The sequence below is a fragment of the Mesorhizobium sp. B1-1-6 genome (genome assembly GCF_006443035.1).
In the GTDB taxonomy this organism is placed as follows: domain Bacteria; phylum Pseudomonadota; class Alphaproteobacteria; order Rhizobiales; family Rhizobiaceae; genus Mesorhizobium.
In genome coordinates this window covers 1-22,288 of sequence record NZ_VFWR01000022.1, presented here as the reverse complement: position 1 = coordinate 22,288, position 22,288 = coordinate 1, and the positions used below count along the sequence as shown (strand labels likewise).

Genomic DNA, 22,288 nt, shown 5'->3' with positions numbered 1-22,288 from the left:
TGGCCCTCACGTTTCAAGGAAGACAGGGAGGGCGCCGTGAAGCGCCCTCCTCGTTCAGCAGGGATTACATGGCGGAATAGAGCGGCTTGCCGTCTTCGCCGACGATGTCCTTGGCCCACATGTCCTCGACGCTCTTGACGACCGCGTCGGGGATCGGAACGTAGTCCAGCGCGCCGGCCATGTCGTCGCCCTTGGCGTAGGACCAGGCGAAGAACTTGAGCGCTTCACCGGTCGCCGCCACGTCGCCGGGCTTCTTGTAGACCAGGATCCAGGTCGCCGACGTCATCGGCCAGGATTCGGCGCCCGGCTGGTTGGCCAGGATGACGCCGTAACCCGGCTGCGAGCTCCAGTCGGCATTGGCCGCCGCCGCCGAGAACGCCGCCGCCGTCGGCTCGACCTTCTTGCCGTCCTTGTTGATCATGTCGGCATAGGTCAGCTTGTTCTGCTTGGCGTAGGCGTATTCGACATAGCCGATCGAGCCGCCGGTCTGCGAGACGTTGTTGGCGACGCCTTCATTGCCCTTGGCGCCGATACCGACCGGCCATTCGAGCGCGGTGTTGACGCCGACCTTCGACTTCCAGTCGGCGCTGACGTCGGCCAGATAGTAGCTGAAGTTGAACGTGGTGCCCGAACCGTCGGAGCGATGCACGACGGCGATCGCCTGGTCGGGAAGCTTGACGTCGGGATTGAGCTTGGCGATCGCCGCGTCGTTCCAATTGGTGATCTTGCCTACGAAGATATCGGCCAGCGTCGGGCCGTCGAGCACCAGTTCGCCCGGCTTGATGCCTTCGAGATTGACGACCGGAACGATGCCGCCCATCACCATCGGGAACTGTGCAAGTCCGGTGGATTCGAGATCCTCGCCCTTCAGCGGCGCATCGGAAGCGCCGAAGGTGACGGTCTTGGCTTTGATCTGCTTGATGCCGCCGCCCGAGCCGATCGACTGGTAGTTGAGACCGATGCCGGTCTCCTTCTTGTAGGCATCGGCCCACTTCGCATAGATCGGGTAAGGGAAGGTGGCGCCGGCACCGGAGATGTCAGCTGCCATTGCCGCGGAAAGGGTGAGGGTGGACGCCGCAGCCATTGCGATCGCAACGGCCGCCGAGCGGATGAAATGTCTCATATGGCCTGCTCCTGTTCGGAAGATGGTCTCTCGGCGCCATTCCTTGCCAGCGCCCGCTGAGGCCAATAGCGTTCGATTATAACAGTCGCATGACAGTTTCGTGTCAGCCCGGTAACGCGTCGCCGGCGCCTGGAAAGGCGATGTCGATTAGCGGCTGCGGCATGGCGCCGGTTTGCCTTCGGGAATCAGGGACTTGCGCTATCCGGCCACCCAAACAGCCATCGGATTCGGCATGGATCGCTGATCGAAGAAAAGCCGGACGGGAGCGCGTTGCTCGAGGCCAGAGGATGTCTTGGCCGGGCCATCGCCAAAAACAGGTCCGTTGGGGTAGATTGACGCTGCTTCATACTGGCGGTCGCTGCTCCCGCCCGTAACTAGAAGAGAGCGGAAATTCGATGCCGTCATTGTCCCGGCTGGACGCCGGCTTTGATATGGTGCGATCGCACCATAGTCTTGCTCGAAGGGCTGCAGCCGGCCCCGGGTGATTCTCGCCGCAATCCGGCCGAAGGCGCAAAGTCTATCCCGCGTTGCGCCGGGCCTGGCGACCAGCGCCGACCCAGCGCTCGACCTTTTCGAGCAGGGCCCTGGGGCTGATCGGCTTGGGCAGATAATCATCCATGCCGGCGTCCAGGCAGCGTTCGCGATCGCCCTTGAGCGCATGCGCGGTGACCCCGACGATCGGCACATGCGTGCCGGTTTCCTCTTCCAGCCGGCGGATGGCGGCGGTTGCCTCGAGCCCGTTCATCTCCGGCATCGAGACGTCCATCAGGATCATGCACGGATTGAGCCTGCCGAAAGCGTCCAGCGCCTTGCGGCCATTGCCGACGATCTCGAAACCGTAGCCGGTCTCGCCGAGGATCTGGGTGAAGACCATCTGGTTGACCTCATTGTCCTCGGCCACGAGGATGTCCAGCCGCTGCTCGCCGCCAGTCGCGGCAAGCCGAGGCCTGACCGGCGGCGGCTGCAGCAACGCGCGTTGCCCTGCCGCCGGTGGCGGTGACTGCGGATTGTTCCCGCCGCCTCCCTCGACAGCAAGCGGCCGGGCGACATCCGTGGCGTGGCGATGCCGCTGGATGGTGGCGACCAGCGTTTCCAGGAGCACCGAGGAGCGTGCGGGCTTGATGAGTTGGGCATCAATGCCGAGATCGCGGTAACTGGTGTTGGCCAGCGACTGGTCGACGGAGGTCAGCATGATGATCGGCGTGTCGGCAAGCCCGGCGGTGTTGCGCACGACACCTGCCATCTCGGCGCCGCTCATCTCGGGCATCTGATAATCGAGCACGACGCAATCGACCGGCACGCCGTAGGCGGCGGCCGCGATCAGCACTTTCAGTCCCTCGGCGCCGCTCTCGGCCGCGCAGGAATCGAAGGTCCATGACGTCATCTGCTCGGTCAGGATGGCGCGGTTGACGGCATTGTCGTCGACGATCAGCACCCGCGCGCCGGTCACGTCCACCGGCATGATGCGCTGCGCGTTCTGTTGTCCGGCCCTGGGCAGCGTGACCGTGAACCAGAAGGTCGACCCCTTGCCTTCGGCGCTTTCCACGCCGATGTCGCCGCCCATCAATTCGACCAGCCGCGAGGTGATCGCGAGCCCGAGCCCAGTGCCCTCATGCCGCCTCGTCGAGGAGGTGTCGACCTGGCTGAATTTCTCGAACACCTGTTTCAGCTTTTCCTCAGGGATGCCGATCCCGGTGTCGGTGACCGAGATCGTCAGCCTGGTTCCGTCCGGCACACTTTCGCCGGTGACGTCGACGAGCACATGGCCTTCTTCGGTGAACTTCACCGCATTGCCGAGCAGGTTGGTGACGATCTGCCGGATGCGGCCGACATCGCCGATGAACAGGCTTTCGAGCCCAGGCTCGATGCGCACGATGAGCTCGAGGTCCTTTTCCTTGGCCCGCGTCGACACCAGCGTCGCCACGTCCTCGATCGCCTCGGCGAGATTGAAGGGGGCGGGATCGAGCACCAACTGGCCGGCATCGATCTTGGAGAAATCCAGGATATCGTTGATGATGGTGAGCAGCGCGTTGCCCGATTTGACGATGATGTCGGTGAAGGTCTTCTGCTTCGGATCGAGATCGGATTTGGCCAGGAGTTCGGCCATGCCCAGCACGCCGTTCATCGGGGTGCGAATCTCATGGCTCATATTGGCGAGGAATTCCGACTTGGCGCGGTCGGCAAGTATGGCGCGCTGGCGCGCCTCGCGCAGTTCCGCCTCGCGCAGCTTCAATTCGGTGATGTCGGTGGTCGACCCGATCAGGTAGAGCGACCCGTCGGACGCGATCATCGCGCCCTTGCGGGCGAACTGGTGGCGCACGCTGCCGTCCGGGAGCATCACCGTCTCCTCGACCTCCTGGGTTTCGCCGCTGCGCAGCACCGCGAGGTCGCCATTGACGAAGGCTTCGCCGTCGGGCCCGAAAATTTCGATATCGGTCTTGCCGATCGCGTCCTGCTTGCTGAAGCCGGTGAGATCGCACCACCCCTTGTTGACGTAGAATTGCCTGAGATCGGAGCTTTTGGCATAGATCGACACCGGCACGTTGTCGATCAGGCTGCGGAATACCTCGTTCTCGCGCATGCTTTCTTCCAGCGCCCGCTCGCGCGCCTTGACCTCGGTGATGTCGGTGCTGGAGCCGACCAGATGCACCGATCCGTCCAGCGCCACCAGCCGGTTCTTGCGCGTCATCAACTGCCGCACCGTGCCGTCGCGATGGGTGACGGGCTCCTCGACCTCCCTGACGCTGCCCGTGAGGGCGACCTCGGTGTCGTCCAGGCTGTAGCTCTTTCCATCCCCGTCGCCGAACAGCTGCCGATCGGTGCGGCCGATGACGTCTTCCTTGGCGAGCCCGGTGATCGCGCACCAGGCCTTGTTGACGAACTCGATGCTGAGGTCCTGCGCCTTGATGAAGGCGGCCACGGGCAGTTCGTCCAGCACGTGCCGGAACAGGTCGATCTGCCGCATCGAATCGTGCAGCGCCTTTTCGCGGCTCTTGATCTCGGAGATATCGACACGCACGCCGATGAACGTGCCGTCGTCGGTGCGCATGTCGTAGACCTGGTACCAGCGACCGTCGGGATTGAGACGTTCGAAGGATGAGTATGGCAGGTGGTAGCGGGCGAGGATGCTGTCCAGCCAGGGATCGAGATCGCCATCATAGAGCGCATCGACCTGCGGATCGCCGCTCGAGCGGAAATAGCCGGCCGAATGACCGAGTGCCAGCGCGTCGCGGAAGGTGCGGCCGGGCTGCCACGCCGGCTTCAGCGCCGGCAGCGTGTCCTGCATCTTGCGGTTGGCGAAAACGAAATTGTCGTCGCGGTCGTAGATGATCACGGCGGCCGGCAGCGATTCCAGCACGCTGGCCAGGTGTTTGCGGGCGTCCTGCGCCTCGGTCTCACGGCCCTTCATGTCCGAGACGTCGAAGAGGAAGCCGGCCACGTAGTTGCGGCCGCTTGCCATTCTAACGCGGTTCTTCCTGACGACGCGCGAGCGGTTGACGCCGTCGACCTGGAAACTTTCCTCCACCTCGTAAGGCCGCCCGGTCGCCAGCACCGCGCGCTCGCTTTCCTCGAACAGCGCGACCTCGGCGGGCGCGAGAAAATTGCCGCCGGGCTTGCCAAGCATGGTTTGCGGCGTCTGGCCGAACAGGCCCGCAAACGCTTCGTTGACGAAGACGAAGCGCAGATCGTCGTCCTTGACGAAGATCGGATCCTTGACGCCGTTGATCACCGCTTCCGCCAGTCGCGCCTTTTCCAGCGCGTCGGCCAGCTCGGCCTCGCGATCCTTCATGTCGGTGACATCGACATAGGAGATGAGCCGCTTGCCGCCGGCCAGCGGGGCCAGCGATGCAACCAGGGTACGCCCGTCATTGCGCGGCAATTGTCTCGAGCCGGCGACGCCGGCCCTGATCTCGGCCTCGCGCTCGGCGGTATGACGCTGCCAGGCAACGTCGTCGGCGCCGTAGGAATCGGCGGCGCGGCTGGCCTCCATCAACTCGCGGAAGCCCGAGCCGATCCCGGCGCGCTGGGGATCGATTTTCCACAAATTGTAGAAGGCCTGGTTGATCACTTCGGCGCGCAGGTCGGCGTCGAGGACCATGATCCCGATCGGCATCGAATCGACCATCGTTCGAAGGTCGGGAAGGCCTCCCGAAGACGCCTCTCCTTGCTGCTTCTGCTCCAGTTCTTCGAAGGCGACGGCCAATCCCGTGACATTGCGTCCAATGCCACGATAGCCGGCGAATTTCCCCTCGTCATCGAAGCGTGGAAAGCCTGAGGTCAGCACCCAGCGGCAATCGGCGCGACCTCCCTTCAGTTCGTAGACAAAGTCACGGAACGGCCGATGTGCCTGCAGATCCTCCAGATGCATTGCCGCGCTGCGGTTGCCGTTCAGGACCTGCTTCAGGAAATCGAAACGGAAGCGGCCGAGCACGGCGGCCGGGTCGATGCCCGTGACCGCCTGGTAGTTGTGCGAAAGCCAGGAAAAGCGCAGCTCGGCGTCGGTCTCCCAGATCCAGTCCGAGCCCGTTTCGACCAGCTGGCGTAGCATGGCCAAATCCATGCCTGCGGTGAACGAAGCCGCGTCGTTCACCGCCATTTCGCCCGACCCGCGCTCGCCGCGCACGCCGGCTGTCTCGTTCGCTTCAGCCATGCCGTCCCCACCCCGAATCCAAGGCCGAACCCTCCCTCCGCGGTTCGTCGGCGGAATGTGCCCGAGAAGCATTAACGATCCGCTAACCTTAACAAGCCGTTGCGCACCGGACGGGCCCTGGCCTGCGCCATTGCGCCCGGTTGTCGGCCTGATCGAAGCCGCGCTATAAGCCAATATTGGGGTGTTGCTGATGTTTGGACGGATTGTGCCTTGCTTGCTGAGCGCGGCGCTGCTTTTCGGCAGCGGCTGTTCGCGCAGCTATGACGGCACCGTCGTCATTCCGCGCCCGCTCGATGCCCGGCGTTTCTGGGACCGGCCGCCGCCCAATGTGGAATACGGGCCGTCCGGAATGGAAAACGGCGCTTTTCCGGCGCCGCCACAACCGCCAACCCGGTTTTCCGAGCGCAGGCCCGCGCCGCGCGCCGCACCGAGACGTCATCTTTCAAGAGTTTCGAGGCCACCTCCGCCGTCCTCCGATGAGGAAAAGCCCCTGGCATGCAGGAATGTCAGCGAACCCGGAAAGAGGGTTCGCATGGTCTGCGACTGATGGGTGCCACCCAAAACTGACCTTGGCTGAGAAACCGGCGCCTACAACCGGGGGCGGATGATCATTCGGCTGGGAAGAAGGCCGGGCCGACTATTCTCACCGGCCGCTTGCCGGCCTCTATCGACTGATGCTGGGCCGCCCCGGAGGCTTCGGCGTCCGCCGCGGGAATTGCCGCGACGCTGCCGAGGTCCGGCTTGGCCGACGGCAAGGGGATGATGGCATTGGTCATGTTTGTGGGCGTTACCGTTCGGGCCCTCAATTCGGCGACCCTGCTGTAGTAGCGTTTTAGGTCACATGCCTTGAAATTGACGTCGTCGCGGTAGCGGAATGCGGTCGGCAGATCGGTGTAGGGCTTGCGCGTGTCGAGAGAGACCATCTTTTCGGTTTCGAGGCTGACGTCGCTGAGCGTATAGAGGTCGACGCCCGGCTCGTCGCAGATGTAGCGGCATTGATCGGCCATATCCTTCACATCGTCGCTGCCGGCGAACTGCGACTTGGGTGCTGGGAAGAAATATCCATCCGAAAGGCGCACGCAGAACAGCATCGCGTTGCCGGCGCCCGTTGCCCTCGCCGCTGGCGCCGCCGCAGACACCGATTGGGTCTTCGCCGCCGCGCGCTTTGCCGCTGGCGCGCAGCCAAGCGCGACAAAGCGTGCCCGCAGCCCCGACATGTCCCGGCCTGAATTGGAGGCCGCAGCGATCTGGCGCTGCACCTCGCTCCTGTTCCTGGCAAGATCGGCGCATGCGTTGAAGAAACCACCGAGGGAATTTTTCGCCGTACACTTGCGCTGCCTCTCGATGCCTTGGATCGCGGCAAGCTGGCGGTGCAACTGGGCAAGCTCGGGGCTCGTGCCGCCGCCACGGCCGGCCGAAGACAACTGATTTCTTATTGCACTGCAACTGTCGGCATAAGAACTGGACATGCCGAGCGCGAGCACGGTCAGGGTGACGAACGCGATCATCATGGGGGACCAGAAACGGATCATCGGAAGGACGCGGTCCTTGTTGCTGAGAACCTGGAATGACAACTCTTTCGACTTCGGTAAGCTTTCGCTAAATGAGTTTTATCTAATCTTTCTAGTCTCCATGCATTGAGAGACTTGTCTTTAGTTTAATAGAAGAACCTCTGTGAATTCAATATTGCATTTTTATTTCAAGATTGAGACGAACTGCAAAACAATGCAGCCGGACCGACGGCTGGCAGGCCTGCCGAATCACTCCGGCGTTACCGGAAACGGGCCCTGAAACCTTTGCCCGTCCTTTCGCGTTGAAGCGCAAAGGAGAACGCAGATGTCGATCCAGGTCACGGTATCGGAACTGACAAGAAATCTTTTTCATTCCCTGGGACTTGATCCGAGGCCCCTGAGCGCCGAGCAAAACCTGCTGCTGGAATGCTATCTGGCCGGGCAAATCCCGGAATCGGCCTGGAACGACTACGTCTTCGAGACACCCGACCTGGCGCGGCACGCCGAGGCGCGGCGTACCAGCCACTGACCGGTGAAGGCGGTGCTGGGCGAGATGGTTTGGTGGTAGTCGCTACCTGAGCGGCTGGCTGGCAGACGTTTTCCGTCAGGATTGCGTAAAAAATTGAAGCGGGATCGGCGATCCGAACGCCGAACGGCTCTAGCGCATTAAGCCGCGGCGCGCCCTGCGCGGAGAGTTGCGGAAAACAGCTATTGGCCGATCTTGGGAGATACGAATTGCAAGGTGAACACGTTGCCGGCAATCCCTTGCGCCAGTTGCGGCGAAAGGCTGAGCGGCGTGCAATTCTTCACCGCGGTCATTGCGGCGTCGATGAACGACTTTCGCGCCTTGTCGTCGCCGGCCACCTTGGCGGCGGTCGGCCGTGGCGGACCAAGCAGCGTGCCGTCGCGCTTGAAGCTGAAGCTCAGAGTGACGATGGAATTTCCAGCATCCGCCGGCGGCGTCCAGCATGCCTGGATCGCCGTGCCAACTTCCTCCATCGTGTTGAGCTGGGCGGCAGCCGACGGGCAGGTGGCGCCAATCGCCAATGCGCCGCTAATCAGGAGCATTCCAGCGGTTCTTTTCATTGCAATTCCTCCACCGTCGACCCTTCCGGCCGCCCGCGTGCGATCGTCAGGATTGATGGTAGGGCTGGAGATGGCAAGGGCAATATGCTTTGGCGAAAGCTCTTGCCGAAAGCATTGGAGGCAGCCCTGCCCGCAGCGGCCGGCCAAAAAACAAAAGGCCGGCAGTGGGCCGACCTTTGTTTTCACCGCAGCGCCAGTACATCCGTGGTCGCGGGTGAATTGTCTCCAATAGACAGATTATAGGTAAACGAAACGTTAATCGAAGCCGCCATGCCATAGCTCCGAGCCCGGCTTTTGCCAGCGCTCCATGCGGTCATATGCGCGCATATGACGAAGCTTCCGCGGAGGCCTTGAACATTGTTTGATGCTGGAGGGATCATCAACGGCTGAGCCGTCGCCTTCTTGGTACGCCCAAGGGGAATCGAACCCCTGTTCCCGCCGTGAGAGGGCGGTGTCCTGACCGCTAGACGATGGGCGCGTTCAAGAACCGGCGATATAGGCTGGCGGCGGAGAAAAAGCAACTGGGGTCCGCCGGCTTTCCCGGGATCAAGAAAAAGCTGGCTGCTGCTAGCGTTTTGGCTCGATCAGGTCCCATAGATTGCCGTGGAGATCGGCGAAAACCGCCACCGTGCCGTAGGGCTCCAAGCGCGGTGGCTCGCGAAATTCGACGCCCTTCGCCACCATCGCCGCATGATCGCGGGCAAAGTTGTCGGTTTCCAGGAAGAGAAAAACCCGCCCGCCGGTCTGGTTGCCGATGCTCTTCCTTTGTGCCTCGTCGGAGGCCTCGGCCAGAAGCAGCCGCGCGCCGCGCCCGCTGGCCGGCGCGACCGTCACCCAGCGCTTGCCGCCGCCAAGGTCCACATTCTCCAGGAGCACAAAGCCCATTCGCTCGACATACCAGTCGATTGCTTCGTCATAGCTGTCGACGACCAGCGCAACGGTGGCGATATGACGGTTTTCGGCAAAGCCGGTCATTGCGCGCCGGGCTTCATTTGTTGCGGATCGCGAAGCGGCCGATTATGCGCCGCTCGCCCATATCGTAGACGAAGATCGTGCGGCTGCCATCGACAAGTTCGGCCTCGATCGAGACGCGATTGCCGGATAGCGACTGGCTGACCACCCTGGCGCCGACCGGCAGCACGATGTCTCCGCTGAGCGGTTCGCCGGCGGGCACCTGGATGTCGCCGGCCAGCGGCGGGCTCACCGGCGCTGCCTTGCGTGATTTGTAGACAATCGCCGCGATCACCACCATAAGGGCCAGCAAGAGCAGGCCGAGATTGATGGCCATGAAGCGGATGAGCCTGCCGCGCACCTTTTCGATCTCGGGGTTGAGCGGCTTTTCCCCGCCTTCAACAACGGCGTCTTCGTCGGCGGCGGGGCGGGCCATGGCAAACATTCCGGAACGATTCTCGATGAGCGCTCATAACGAAGAGGCCCCCGGATTGATAGAGGACCAATTCATGCAGGCAGAACCGATCGTGCTCGTGGCCGGCGCCGACGATGCCGGCCAGCGCATCGATCAGTGGCTGGCAGGCAGGCTCGGCCCGGAAATGTCGCGCAGCCGCGTGCAGATGCTGATCAGGCAGGGCGCGGTCTTGGTCGACGGCAAGGCCGTTGTCGAGACCAAGTGCAAGATGTCGCCGGGCGAAACTGTCTCGGTCGCCATGCCGGAGCCGGAACCGGCGGAGCCACAGGGGGAAAACATCGCCCTCGATATCCTCTATGAAGATGACGAACTGATCGTCATCAACAAACCCGCCGGGCTTGTCGTCCATCCCGGCGCCGGCAATTGGACCGGCACGCTGGTCAATGCGCTGATCCATCATTGCGGCGACAGCCTGTCCGGCATCGGCGGCGTGCGCCGGCCGGGCATCGTTCATCGCCTCGACAAGCAAACCAGCGGCGTCATGGTCGTGGCCAAGACCGACCGCGCCCACAAGGCGCTTTCGGAGGCCTTTGCCGATCACGGCCTGACAGGCGATCTCGAGCGCGCCTACCTGGCGCTGGTCTGGGGCATACCGCAGCGGCCGGCCGGAACGGTGGATGCCCCACTCGGCCGCGCCGCCGACCGTGTACGTCGCGCCGTAGTACCCGAAGGACGCGACGATGCCCGCCACGCCGTCACCCATTTTGCGGTGCAGGAGCGCTTCGGCGAAAACCAAAAGGAATTCGCAACCGCAAGTCTGGTTGAATGCCGGCTGGAGACCGGCCGCACCCATCAGATCCGCGTCCACATGGCCCATATCGGTCATCCGGTGCTCGGTGATCCCGATTACGGCCAAGCCTTTCGCACCAAGGCCAACCGGTTGCCCGAACCGCTGAGAAGCCAGGTCAAGGCCTTCTCCCGGCAAGCTTTGCACGCCTGGCTCCTTGAATTTCGCCATCCGACTACCCATCTATCGATGAGGTTCGAGGCACCGATACCGAGGGACATGGAGGAACTCGTCGGCGGCTTTCGCAGTCTTTGAATCCGCCGCCCGGCAAGCTTCAAATCAACCATCAACAAACCTGACTGGCGTTGTTCACTTCAGCGTGACACACTGTTTCGTGTTGAACAAATGCCTGTCTTTTCTGGTTTTGTTCCTGTATATATCTGATGTCGCGAGCGAGCCTTTGGTGCTCGCGTCACATGCCCGCCGCGTTTCGGGGGCATCACTCCAATAGAGAGGGGGCGCTATCATGGCCCAGTCACTACCCAGTATCGTTTCCGGCGAAGGCGGCCTCAGCCGCTACCTGGAAGAGATCCGCCGCTTTCCGATGCTTCAGCCGCAGGAAGAGTACATGCTCGCCAAGCGTTATGCCGAGCATGAGGACACTTCCGCAGCGCACAAGCTCGTCACCAGCCATTTGCGGCTCGTCGCCAAGATCGCCATGGGCTATCGCGGCTACGGCCTGCCGATTGGCGAAGTGATCTCGGAAGGCAATGTCGGCCTGATGCAGGCCGTCAAGAAATTCGAGCCAGAGCGTGGCTTCCGCCTCGCGACCTACGCCATGTGGTGGATCAAGGCCTCGATCCAGGAATACATCCTGCGCTCGTGGAGCCTGGTCAAGATGGGCACGACCGCCAACCAGAAGCGTCTGTTCTTCAACCTGCGCAAGGTGAAGGGCAAGATCCAGGCGCTTGACGACGGCGACCTCAAGCCCGACCAGATCGCCGAAATCGCCACGAGGCTGAACGTCTCGGAAGCGGAAGTCGTGTCGATGAACCGCCGCCTGTCGGGCGACGCCTCACTCAACGCGCCGATCCGGGCGACGGAAGGCGAGTCCGGCGAATGGCAGGACTGGCTGGTCGACGACCACGAAAGCCAGGAAGAGATGCTGATCGAGCAGGACGAGCTGGAAAACCGGCGCGGCATGCTGTCGGGTGCTCTTGCGGTGCTCAACGAACGCGAACGGCGCATCTTCGAGGCGCGCCGCCTCGCCGATGAGCCGCTGACCCTGGAAGAACTGTCGGCTGAGTTCGACATCAGCCGCGAGCGCGTGCGCCAGATCGAAGTGCGCGCTTTCGAGAAGGTTCAGGATGCCGTCAAGGCCGCCGCCAAGCGCCAGACCCAGGCGCTGCGCACCATCGAGGCGCAGCCGGCGGCTTAAAGCCGGCATCGGCAACAAGATAGAACGGCGGCGTCAGGAGACTGGCGCCGCCTTTTTGTATACCGCAGCGGGTGCCGTGATTGCTTCAAAGCCCATCCAGCGGAAATTTCAGATACCGTCGGCCATTGGCTTCCGGTTCCGGCAGGCGTCCGCCATTCATGTTGACCTGCAGCGCATGCAGGATCAGCCTCGGCATCGGCAATGTCCGGTCGCGCGCCTCGCGCAGGGCAACGAATTCGGCCTCGCCGCGCGCGGCGGCAAGATGTATGTTGTCGGCTTTCTGCGCGGCAACCGTGCTCTCCCATAATGCCTGGCGCCCGCCGGGCTGATAATCATGGCCGACAAAGACGCGCGTGTCCTCCGGCAGGGCCAGAATGCCCTGGATCGAGTGCCACAGGCGCGCGGCGCTGCCGCCGGGAAAATCCGTCCTTGCCGTGCCGCTGTCGGGCATGAACAGCGTGTCGTGAACAAAGGCTGCATCCCCGATCACATAGGTGATCGACGCCAGCGTGTGCCCGGGCGAGAAAAGCACCCTTGCTGGAAGCGTTCCCACCCGAAAAACCTCGCCGTCGCCGAACAGCCGGTCCCACTGCGAGCCGTCGGCGGGGAAATCCGGCCAGTTGTAGATCGCCTTCCACAATTTCTGGACCTCGACGATCCTCTCGCCGATCGCCGTCGGCGCCGCGGTCCTTTGCTTCAGGTACTGCGCGGCCGAGAAATGATCGGCATGCGGATGGGTGTCGAGAATCCATTCGACGCTCAGTCCCTCCGCCCTGACGAAATCCAGCAGCGCATCGGCATTGGCTGTCGAAACTGCGCCGGACTTCTCGTCGAAGTCGAGGACCGGATCGATTATGGCACACCGCTTCGTCACCCGGTCGGCGACGACATACTGGATGGCGCCGGTCGGCTTGTCGTGGAAACCGGTGACCTCAGGCTTTGCCGAACCTATGTCCAATCCGACGTCCCCTCCGTTAGCCAGACAGGAATGATTTTCTCTGCCAGAGCAACATACGAGCATGCTTGTCTAGCGGGGCCCTGCCGTCAAGCACGCCTTGCCAGAAAAGCGACGGAAGTCGAAAAATCCCGGCCAGGCAACTGGAGCAATTCCAAGCGGTTTCCCGGGAAAGCGCGTGGCGCTTTGCCCAAGGAATTGCGCAAAAACAAAGAGATGGTTCGCCGTTTCCGTGAACCGGAGAGCCGCTTTACGCGGAAGGCTGCTTGGTCTTCCTGAGGTAGGGCAGGATGGTCTCGTAGGCGCCGAAGCGCTTGATGGCGTCCTCGTTGGAAACGGCCGCGGTGATGATGACGTCCTCGCCCTGTTTCCAGTTCGCCGGCGTCGCCACCTGGTGCTTGGCGGTCAACTGCATGGAATCGACCGCGCGCAGGATCTCGTCAAAGTTGCGGCCCGTGGTCATCGGATAGGTCAGCACCAGCTTGATCTTCTTGTCGGGCCCAATGACATAGACCGAACGCACGGTGGCATTGTCGGCGGGCGTGCGGCCCTCCGACGTCTCGCCTGCACCAGCAGGCAGCATGTCGTAGAGCTTGGCGACCTTGAGATCCTTGTCGCCGATCAGCGGATAGTTCACCGAATGGCCGGTGGCCGTCTTGATGTCGTCCTGCCATTTGCCGTGGCTTTCGACCGGATCGACCGAAATGCCGATAATCTTGACGTTGCGCTTCTTGAACTCGCCCTCGAGCCCCGCCATCGTGCCCAACTCGGTCGTGCAGACGGGAGTGAAATTCTTCGGGTGGCTGAACAGCACCGCCCAGCCGTCACCGATCCACTGGTGAAAGCTGATCGGTCCTTGCGTGGTCTCGGCGGTGAAATCCGGGGCGATATCGTTGATGCGAAGGCTCATGTTGTTTCCCTACCCTTGAAATGTTGCCGGCAACGGCTGGCGAGCGCTCAAATCTTTTTAACACCTCGGCGGCAACCCACAAATGCCTAAAGCCACAGGCGCCCGTCACGCCCGCGAAAAAATTTCTCTTCTTGCCGCCAAGTTCGGCAGGAATTTCCGAGGAGACCGCTTATGCCTTGTTGACGGCCAGCGTCGCCGCAAGATCTTCCATGCGCTGCGCCAGCGCGCCAAGCGCGTTGGTCAGCACGCTGTCGCTCTTGTCGGCCTTGGTCAGCGCCTCGTCGCGGGTCTTGCGCAAGGTTAGCACTTCGCTTTCCATGCCCTTGACGCGCTTCTGCAGCTCCGAGAGTTCATCCATGACCATGATGCCGGCCATGACCGTCAGCCGCTGGTCGCCGATCTCGCCGAATGAATCCTTCAGATGCGAGACGTAGCGGTCGAAACGCTCGGCGAGATCGATCAGATGCTCTTCCTGGCCTTCGTCGCAGGCCATCCGATACTGCTTGCCGTCGATGGAAACCGTGACCTGTGCCATCAGCCTACCTATCCAACACAGCGCGGATGGTTTCCATGGCGGTCACCAGTCGTCGCGACACTTCCTTGTTGGCTTCCTCCAGCCGCTCGGCGCGCGCCTCGGAACTGTCGAGCTCCTGCGCCAGCCGCGAGCGGTCGGCATTCATCCGCTGCACCTCGGCCTCGGCTTCCGAATAATCGCGCTCATGCTCGAGCTTGGCCGCGACGGCGTTTTCCAGGCCTTCCATGGCCTTGCCCAGCCTTGCGATGACTTCCTTGAGTGTCGTTTCCCCGGTCATGGCCTCGTCCTGTGCCCTGCCCATCACCGAATCGCTCGCGTTCAGAACGCGTTATCTCTGAAACATTAGGCACCGGGTGAAGGCGACGTCAACAAAGCTCTCGCGACTGTCCCCTGCTAACGCTAATATAGGCCTGCCCGCGGCATCACAAGGCCGGCAAATGCGCACCGGTTTGTTGACTAAAAGTGCGCGCCTGCTATGTGTCGCGCACGCTTTTCAAGGGCTCTCCCAAGGCCCCAAACCCCACCCCGGAGGAACCATGACGTCGCGTGAACAACATGACCGGATGGCCAATGCGATCCGCTTTCTCTCCATGGACGCGGTCGAGAAGGCGAACTCCGGCCATCCCGGCCTGCCCATGGGCTGCGCCGACATTGCCACGGTGCTGTTCACCCGTTTCCTGAAATTCGACGCCAAGGCGCCGCATTGGGCCGACCGCGACCGCTTCATCCTGTCGGCCGGCCACGGCTCGATGCTGCTCTACTCGCTGCTCTACCTGACCGGCTACGAAGACATGACGATCGACCAGATCAAGCACTTCCGCCAGTTGGGCTCGAAAACCGCCGGCCATCCCGAATATGGCCACGCCGCCGGCATCGAAACGACCACCGGCCCGCTCGGCCAGGGCCTTGCCAATTCTGTCGGGTTCGCGCTCGGCGAGCGCATCATGAACGCCGCCTTCGGCAACGACCTCGTCAGCCACTACACCTATGTGCTGGCCGGCGACGGCTGCCTGATGGAAGGTGTCTCCCAGGAGGCGATCGCGCTTGCCGGGCACCTCAAGCTCAACAAGCTGATCGTGTTCTGGGACAACAACAACATCTCGATCGACGGCCCGGTGTCGCTGGCTGACAATACCGACCAGGTCGCGCGCTTCCAGGCTTCCGGTTGGAACGCCAGCCACATCGACGGCACGGATCCGGAAGCCATCGCCTATGCGATCGAAGCCGCCCGCCATTCCGACAAGCCGACGATGATCGCCTGCAAGACGACCATCGGCTTCGGCGCCCCGACCAAGGCCGGCACCAACAAGGCGCACGGCTCGCCCCTCGGCGCCGACGAGATCGCCGGCGCGCGCAAGTTCTTCAACTGGGAGTCACCCCCCTTCGAGGTTCCAGCCGACATCCTCGATGCCTGGCGCACGGCCGGCACGGCCGGCGCCGAGGCGCGCGCCGACTGGGAAGGTCGCCTCGCCAAGGCCGACGCCAAGCTCAGGGCAGAGTTCGAGCGCCGCGTTGCCGGCAAGCTGCCGTCCAACTTCGACGCCGTCATTGCCGACTACAAAAAGAAGCTCTCCGCCGACAAGCCGAAGGTCGCCACCCGCAAATCTTCCGAAATGGCGCTGGAAGTCATCAACGGCGCCGTGCCCGAAACCATCGGCGGCTCGGCCGATCTCACCGGCTCCAACAACACCAAGACCAGCCAGACCAAGAACATCACCCCGGACGACTACGGCCAGCGCTATGTCCACTACGGCATCCGCGAACACGGCATGGCTGCCGCCATCAACGGGCTGACGCTGCATGGCGGCCTGATCGCCTATGGCGGCACTTTCCTGTGCTTCTCAGACTATGCCCGCCCCTCGATGCGACTGGCCTCGCTGATGGGCATCCGCTCGATCTTCGTCATGACTCATGACTCCATCGGTCTCGGCGAAGACGGCCCGACCCATCAGCCGGTCGAGCATGTGGCGGCACTGCGCGCCATCCCCAACCACAACGTGTTCCGTCCGGCGGACGCGGTCGAGACCGCCGAATGCTGGCAGTTGGCCCTTGAATCGGAAAAGACGCCGTCAACGCTGGCGCTGACCCGACAGAACCTGCCGACCGTGCGCACCGAATTCACAGAGAAGAACCTGAGCAGCCAGGGCGCCTATGAGCTCGCCGCCGCCAGCGGCGAAGCCGCGGTGACGATCTTCGCCACGGGTTCGGAAGTCGAGATCGCGCTCGGCGCCCGCGACCTCCTGGAGAAGCACGGCCATCCGACCCGCGTCGTCTCGGTTCCTTGCTTCGAACTGTTCGATAAGCAGAGCGAGGACTACCGCCGCAAGACGATCGGCAATGCGAAGGTGAAGATGGCGATCGAAGCCGGCATCCGCCAGGGCTGGGATCACCTCATCGGCTCCGATGGCATCTTCATCGGCATGACCGGCTTCGGCGCCTCGGGAACGATCGAGCAGCTCTATCCGCATTTCGGCATCACCGCCGAGGCGGCCGCCAAGGCGGCGGAAGCCCGCCTGCATGGCAAGTAAGGCCGTGCTTGTTGCCCAAAAGTGTATCTCGATTTTGGGACAGCGACATGTATGAAACAAGAACGCTCGGCGAAACCGCGTACAGCGGTTCCGCCGGACTGGCCTGACCTAATCGATTTAAATCCACGTCGCCGCGGCTGGATTCTTTCCGCTTCCGCCGCTATGAAGCTGCGGACCAATCGTCTGCCCTCCAGCTCCCAAGGAGAGAAAAATGACCGTCAGAGTTGCCATCAACGGATTCGGCCGCATCGGCCGCAACATCCTGCGCGCCATCCATGAATCCGGCCGCAAGGACATCGACGTCGTCGCCGTCAACGACCTCGGCCCGGTTGAAACCAACGCCCACCTCCTGCGCTACGACAGCGTACACGGCCGCTTCCCGCACGAGGTATCGGTTTCCGGCGACCAGATCACCGTCGGCAAGGAGACGTTCAAGGTCACCGCGATCAAGGATCCGACCCAGCTGCCGTGGAAGGAGCTCGGCGTCGACATCGCGCTCGAATGCACCGGCATCTTCACCGCCCGCGACAAGGCAGCCGCACACCTGACCGCCGGCGCCAAGCGCGTCCTCGTTTCGGCGCCCGGTGAAGGCGCCGACCTCACCGTCGTCTACGGCATCAATCACGACAAGCTGAACAAGGACCACATCGTCATCTCGAACGCGTCCTGCACCACCAATTGCCTGGCGCCGCTGGCCGCAGTCCTGCACGAGACGGTCGGCATCGAAAAGGGCATGATGACGACGATCCATTCCTACACCGGCGACCAGCCGACGCTGGACACCATGCACAAGGATCTCTACCGCGCCCGCGCCGCGGCACTCTCGCAGATCCCGACCTCGACCGGTGCCGCCAAGGCCATCGGCCTGGTGCTGCCCGAGCTCAAGGGCAAGCTCGACGGCATCTCGATCCGCGTGCCGACGCCGAACGTCTCGCTCGTCGACTTCAAGTTCATCGCCAAGCGCTCGACGTCGGCGCAGGAGATCAACGAGGCGGTGATCGCCGCCTCCAATGGCAAGCTCAAGGGCATCCTGTCGGTTACCCATCATCCGAACGTGTCGATCGACTTCAACCACGACCCGCACTCCTCGATCGTGGCGCTCGACCAGACCAAGGTGATGGACGGCAACTTCGTTTCGGTGCTGTCCTGGTACGACAATGAATGGGGCTTCTCCAATCGCATGGGCGATACCGCGGTCGCCTTCGGCAAGACCATCGCCTGATCGCGGGCCCATCTTCCAGAGACTTGAAACGCCCGGTTTCGTCCGGGCGTTTTCGTCGGAGTGCTCGGCAACGCGTCGCTTCGCTCCTGCTAAGCCCAAGGACGATGAAGCTGTGGGGCTTCGGCCCAAAAAACCGCTCTCCCGCCTTGCGCCGGCCATGCCTTCGCCCCACTCTTCCTTGAATCGAGAGAAGAGGCAGGGGACAAGTCACGGATGGAGCATGCGATCTATCTCGTCACGCTGGTGGGCACCGCGCTTGTCGTCGTCGCCGCGTTTTCGAGCCTGATCGCCTTCCGCTTCGGCGCACCGCTGCTGCTTCTGTTTCTCTGCATCGGGCTCGCCACCGGGACCGATGGCCTCGGCATCGAGTTCGACAATGCCCGCATCGCCTATTTTGCCGGCTCACTGGCGCTGGCGGTGATCCTGTTCGATTCCGGCTTCGGCACGCCGCTCAATGCCTTGCGGCAGGCAGCCGGGCCGGCGCTGTCGCTGGCCACATTCGGCGTGATCCTCACCACCGGCCTGTTCGGCGCCGCCGCCTACTATATGCTCGATCTCACCTGGCTGGAATCCTTCCTGCTCGGTGCCGCCGTCGCCTCCACCGACGCGGCCGCCGTGTTCTTCCTTTTGCGCGCCGGCGAGATCAATCTGCGCGAGCGCGTGCGCTCCACGCTGGAGGTGGAGTCCGGCACCAACGATCCGATCGCCATCTTCCTGACCATCACCCTGGTCGAGATCATAGCCGCCCATGCCGACCCCGAGGCCAATGTCCTGGTCACCAACCTCGTCCTCGGCTTCCTCATTAACATGGGCCTGGGCGCCATTGTCGGCGTGCTGGGGGGCCTCGCCATCGTGCGCCTCGTCGACCGGCTCAATCTCGACCATGGCCTGCTGCCGATCTTCGTGCTGACCCTATCGCTGATGGTCTTCGCCGCCGCCGGCGCCATCGGCGGCTCCGGTTTCCTGGCGGTCTATCTTGCCGGTCTCATCGCGGGTAATTCCGACATCCGCGCCGTCACCATCCTCAAGCGCTTCCAGGACGGCATGTCCTGGCTGGCGCAGATCATCATGTTCCTGATCCTCGGCCTGTTCGCGACGCCCTCGCAATTCCCGGCGATCATGGTGCCGGCGGTGCTGCTTGGCCTGTTCCTGATGTTCGTCGCCCGGCCGATCGCGGTCTGGCTTTGCCTGGTCCCGTTTCGTCTGCCGCGCCCCGAAGTCGCCTTCGTTTCCTGGGTCGGCCTGCGCGGCGCCGTCTCGATCCTGCTTGCCATCACTCCCTTGCTCGGCGGGCTGGAGAATGGCCGCACCATCTTCAACGCCGCCTTCATCATCGTCCTGGTGTCGCTCGTCATCCAGGGCTGGACCGTTGGTCCGCTGGCGCGCCGTCTCGGCCTGATCGTGCCGGCGCGGCTCGGACCTCTGGACAAGGTCGAGCTCGAACTGCCGGGCTCGGCCCATCACGAGCTCCTCGCCTACCGCGTCGCGCCGGGCAGCCCGGTGGCGCGCGGCGAGCGCATCCCTCGCTGGGCGCGGCCCTCGCTGGTGTTGCGCGATGGACGCTCGATGCGTTTCCAGGACATGGGCAGGCTTGCCGCCGGCGACCAGGTCTACATCTTCGTGCCGGACCGCTATCCACGCCTGCTCGACAAGCTGTTCGCCAGCCGCGCCGTCGTCGACCCCGAGGACGCCGATTTCTTCGGCGCCTTCGCCGTCGATCCGGCGCGTTCCGCTGCCGAACTGGAAGCCGCATACGCGCCGGGCCTGAGCGAGGCGGAACAGAACCTGACCGTCGGCGCTCTGGTCACGGCGCGGCTCGGCGGCCACGTCGAATACGCCGACCGCGTGCTGATCGGCCCGATCGAGCTGATCGTGCGTGACGTCGACGACAAGGGCAGGATCACAGGCCTGGGCCTCTCCTTCGAACCGACCGCGCCCGTGGCGCGGGTACCGGTCTTCCTCAGCGCCGGCGAGATCGCCGACCGGATCAAAGCTTTCGTCCAAACCTGGCGCAAGCCGGTGGAAACACCGATCGCAGAGGCACACGCGGACGAGAAACCGGAGCCGGCGGTGGAAAAGGCAACGACCGAAAGCTGACACGGCGATCCTTTGCGCCGCACCCATCCGCCTGCCGTGACGCTTCGCGACGTCGACGCCTTCGCCTTCGCCTTCGCCTTCGCCTTGAAAATTTCGCGCCCTCCCCAGCCAAGTCTTGCATCGTCGTCGGTGCGGGGTATGGTCCCGGCGATTTCTCAGCGAAAGGAACCAGCATGGCCAGCTTCAAGACACTGGACGATATCGGCAACATCAATGGCAAGCGCGTGCTGGTGCGCGTCGACCTCAACGTTCCCGTCGCTGACGGCAAGGTCACCGACACGACCCGCATCGAACGCATCGCGCCGACCATCGCTGAATTGTCAGGCAAGGGCGCCAAGGTCATCCTGCTCGCCCATTTCGGCCGGCCCAAGGACGGTCCCTCGCCGGAATTCTCGCTGGAGCCGATCGCCAGGGCGACGGCCGAGGTGCTTGGCCGTCCCGTGGGCTTTGCCGGCGACTGCGTCGGCGACACGGCGGGAAGTGCGGTCGCCGCCATGAACAAGGGCGACGTGCTGCTGCTCGAGAACACCCGCTTCTACAAGGCCGAGGAGAAGAACGACCCGGCCTTCACCGAACGGCTCGCCGCCAATGGCGATATCTTCGTCAACGACGCCTTCTCCGCTGCCCACCGGGCGCATTCCTCGACCGAGGGACTGGCGCATCTGTTGCCAGCCTTTGCCGGCCGCACCATGCAAGCCGAACTGGAAGCGCTGGAGAAGGGCCTTGGAAATCCTGTTCGCCCGGTGATCGCCATCGTCGGCGGCGCCAAGGTCTCGACCAAGATCGACCTGCTGATGAACCTGGTCAAGAAAGTCGACGCGCTGGTCATCGGCGGCGGCATGGCCAACACCTTTCTCGCCGCACGCGGCACCGATGTCGGCAAGTCGCTGTGCGAGCACGACCTCGCCGCTACCGCCAAGCAGATCATGATCGAGGCGGCCGAGGCCGGCTGCGCCATCATCCTGCCCGTCGACGGCGTCGTGGCGAAGGAATTCAAGGCGGGTGCGGCCAGCGAAACCGTGGCCATCGCCGACGTGCCTGCGGATGGCATGATCCTCGATGTCGGCGAAAAGACCGTGAGGGCCGTTGCCGACTGGATCGACCGCGCCGCGACCTTGGTCTGGAACGGGCCGCTCGGCGCGTTCGAGATCGAACCCTTCGATCGCGCGACGATGGCGGCAGCCAGGCATGCGGCGGCGCGCACCAAGGCCGGCAAGCTGGTTTCGGTGGCCGGTGGCGGCGATACCGTGGCGGCGCTCAACCAGGCCGGGGTTGCCGACGATTTCACCTATGTCTCGACTGCCGGCGGCGCCTTCCTCGAATGGATGGAAGGCAAGCCGCTGCCGGGCGTCGACGTGCTCAAGCATTGAGACGATCAACTCGAGGCGAGCGCGCGGCGTTGCCGGGAGTTTCGATCGATTGGAGCTTTCCGGCGTCATTCCTTTGGCGGTAGTGTCCTGTCAGGCGCAGAACAACACCGTCAAGGAGAAGCACGATGAGCGAACGTCTCGAAGACATTGCCGCCGCGATGGTGGCCAACGGCAAGGGCCTGCTGGCCGCCGACGAAAGCTCGGGAACCATCAAGAAGCGCTTCGACGTCATCGGCGTCGAATCGACCGCGGACAGCCGGCGCGACTACCGCGAGATGATGTTCCGCACCAGTGACGCCATGACCAGGTATATTTCCGGCGTCATCCTTTACGACGAGACCATTCGGCAGAAAGCGGCCGATGGCACGCCGCTGGTCGATATCATCAAGGCTTCAGGCGCCATCCCCGGAATCAAGGTCGATGCCGGCGCCAAGCCCCTGGCCGGCTTTCCCGGCGACACGGTCACCGAGGGCCTCGACGGCCTGCGCGAGCGGCTCGCCGACTATTACAAGCTCGGCGCCCGCTTCGCCAAATGGCGTGCCGTGATCGACATCGACAAGGCAAAGGGCGTGCCGTCGGTCACCTCGATCAGCGCGAACACCCATGCGCTCGCCCGCTATGCGGCCCTTTGCCAGGAAGCCGGCATCGTGCCGATCGTCGAGCCGGAAGTGCTGATGGACGGCGCCCACGACATCTACACGTGCTATGA

The 22,288-nt window shown here is 63.3% G+C and carries 18 protein-coding genes and 1 tRNA gene; 8 read left to right on the top strand and 11 right to left on the bottom strand.

Annotated features, from left to right (window positions below; genetic code table 11):
• Positions 1–64: 64 nt before the first annotated feature.
• The 3 genes from pstS to FJ979_RS29835 all read right to left on the bottom strand — a co-directional run bounded on the left by pstS (position 65) and on the right by FJ979_RS29835 (position 7,306).
• Entirely contained in the window at positions 65–1,123 is a 1,059-nt protein-coding gene (pstS, locus tag FJ979_RS29850; protein ID WP_140517885.1) for a phosphate ABC transporter substrate-binding protein PstS, read from the bottom strand.
• 517 nt (positions 1,124–1,640) lie between these two features.
• On the bottom strand, positions 1,641–5,774 hold the full coding sequence (locus tag FJ979_RS29845; protein WP_181168632.1) for a PAS domain-containing protein: 4,134 nt from the start codon (positions 5,772–5,774) through the stop codon (positions 1,641–1,643).
• Positions 5,775–6,382: 608 nt separating this feature from the next.
• Complete coding sequence (locus FJ979_RS29835) at positions 6,383–7,306, bottom strand: DUF2865 domain-containing protein (protein WP_140525468.1); 924 nt, start codon at positions 7,304–7,306, stop codon at positions 6,383–6,385.
• Between the two features lie 304 nt (positions 7,307–7,610).
• Between FJ979_RS29835 and FJ979_RS29830 the strand changes: the two genes are divergently transcribed.
• Entirely contained in the window at positions 7,611–7,814 is a 204-nt protein-coding gene (locus FJ979_RS29830) for a hypothetical protein (RefSeq protein WP_140500562.1), read from the top strand.
• Positions 7,815–7,993: 179 nt separating this feature from the next.
• Here FJ979_RS29830 and FJ979_RS29825 read toward each other — a convergent pair whose 3' ends face one another.
• The 4 genes from FJ979_RS29825 to FJ979_RS29810 all read right to left on the bottom strand — a co-directional run bounded on the left by FJ979_RS29825 (position 7,994) and on the right by FJ979_RS29810 (position 9,758).
• The gene (locus tag FJ979_RS29825) at positions 7,994–8,371 is read right to left on the bottom strand and encodes a hypothetical protein (protein WP_140584488.1); all 378 of its coding nucleotides are present in this window, start codon (positions 8,369–8,371) and stop codon (positions 7,994–7,996) included.
• A gap of 403 nt (positions 8,372–8,774) precedes the next feature.
• Positions 8,775–8,849, bottom strand: a tRNA-Glu gene (locus tag FJ979_RS29820).
• A gap of 89 nt (positions 8,850–8,938) precedes the next feature.
• Positions 8,939–9,346, bottom strand: a complete 408-nt coding sequence (locus FJ979_RS29815; RefSeq protein WP_140525467.1) for a VOC family protein — start codon at positions 9,344–9,346, stop codon at positions 8,939–8,941.
• 13 nt (positions 9,347–9,359) lie between these two features.
• The gene (locus tag FJ979_RS29810; protein ID WP_140517879.1) at positions 9,360–9,758 is read right to left on the bottom strand and encodes a fimbrial protein; all 399 of its coding nucleotides are present in this window, start codon (positions 9,756–9,758) and stop codon (positions 9,360–9,362) included.
• Between the two features lie 25 nt (positions 9,759–9,783).
• Between FJ979_RS29810 and FJ979_RS29805 the strand changes: the two genes are divergently transcribed.
• Entirely contained in the window at positions 9,784–10,839 is a 1,056-nt protein-coding gene (locus FJ979_RS29805; RefSeq protein ID WP_140517878.1) for an RluA family pseudouridine synthase, read from the top strand.
• 211 nt (positions 10,840–11,050) lie between these two features.
• Positions 11,051–11,962: an RNA polymerase sigma factor RpoH gene (gene rpoH, locus FJ979_RS29800; RefSeq protein WP_027023478.1), complete on the top strand. Its 912-nt coding sequence runs from the start codon at positions 11,051–11,053 to the stop codon at positions 11,960–11,962.
• A gap of 85 nt (positions 11,963–12,047) precedes the next feature.
• Here the strand turns inward: rpoH and FJ979_RS29795 are convergent, their stop codons facing one another.
• The 4 genes from FJ979_RS29795 to FJ979_RS29780 all read right to left on the bottom strand — a co-directional run bounded on the left by FJ979_RS29795 (position 12,048) and on the right by FJ979_RS29780 (position 14,639).
• Positions 12,048–12,920: an MBL fold metallo-hydrolase gene (locus FJ979_RS29795; protein WP_140500555.1), complete on the bottom strand. Its 873-nt coding sequence runs from the start codon at positions 12,918–12,920 to the stop codon at positions 12,048–12,050.
• 247 nt (positions 12,921–13,167) lie between these two features.
• Complete coding sequence (locus FJ979_RS29790; protein ID WP_140500553.1) at positions 13,168–13,827, bottom strand: peroxiredoxin; 660 nt, start codon at positions 13,825–13,827, stop codon at positions 13,168–13,170.
• Between the two features lie 169 nt (positions 13,828–13,996).
• The gene (locus FJ979_RS29785) at positions 13,997–14,362 is read right to left on the bottom strand and encodes a cell division protein ZapA (protein ID WP_140500552.1); all 366 of its coding nucleotides are present in this window, start codon (positions 14,360–14,362) and stop codon (positions 13,997–13,999) included.
• Between the two features lie 4 nt (positions 14,363–14,366).
• Positions 14,367–14,639 (bottom strand): DUF4164 domain-containing protein, encoded by a 273-nt coding sequence (locus FJ979_RS29780; protein WP_140584487.1) that lies wholly within the window; start codon positions 14,637–14,639, stop codon positions 14,367–14,369.
• A 259-nt stretch (positions 14,640–14,898) separates the two neighbouring features.
• Between FJ979_RS29780 and tkt the strand changes: the two genes are divergently transcribed.
• The 5 genes from tkt to FJ979_RS29755 all read left to right on the top strand — a co-directional run.
• Positions 14,899–16,890 (top strand): transketolase, encoded by a 1,992-nt coding sequence (tkt, locus tag FJ979_RS29775; protein WP_140525465.1) that lies wholly within the window; start codon positions 14,899–14,901, stop codon positions 16,888–16,890.
• Positions 16,891–17,101: 211 nt separating this feature from the next.
• A complete protein-coding gene (gap, locus tag FJ979_RS29770) occupies positions 17,102–18,112 on the top strand; it encodes a type I glyceraldehyde-3-phosphate dehydrogenase (RefSeq protein ID WP_140500546.1) in 1,011 nt (336 codons plus the stop codon).
• Between the two features lie 213 nt (positions 18,113–18,325).
• Positions 18,326–20,209, top strand: coding sequence for a potassium/proton antiporter (locus FJ979_RS29765; RefSeq protein ID WP_140584486.1), 1,884 nt, complete (start codon positions 18,326–18,328; stop codon positions 20,207–20,209).
• A gap of 173 nt (positions 20,210–20,382) precedes the next feature.
• Positions 20,383–21,579 (top strand): phosphoglycerate kinase, encoded by a 1,197-nt coding sequence (locus tag FJ979_RS29760; RefSeq protein WP_140584485.1) that lies wholly within the window; start codon positions 20,383–20,385, stop codon positions 21,577–21,579.
• Positions 21,580–21,704: 125 nt separating this feature from the next.
• Positions 21,705–22,288 (top strand): class I fructose-bisphosphate aldolase (locus FJ979_RS29755; protein WP_140584484.1); only part of this gene is annotated, 584 nt, incomplete at its 3' end.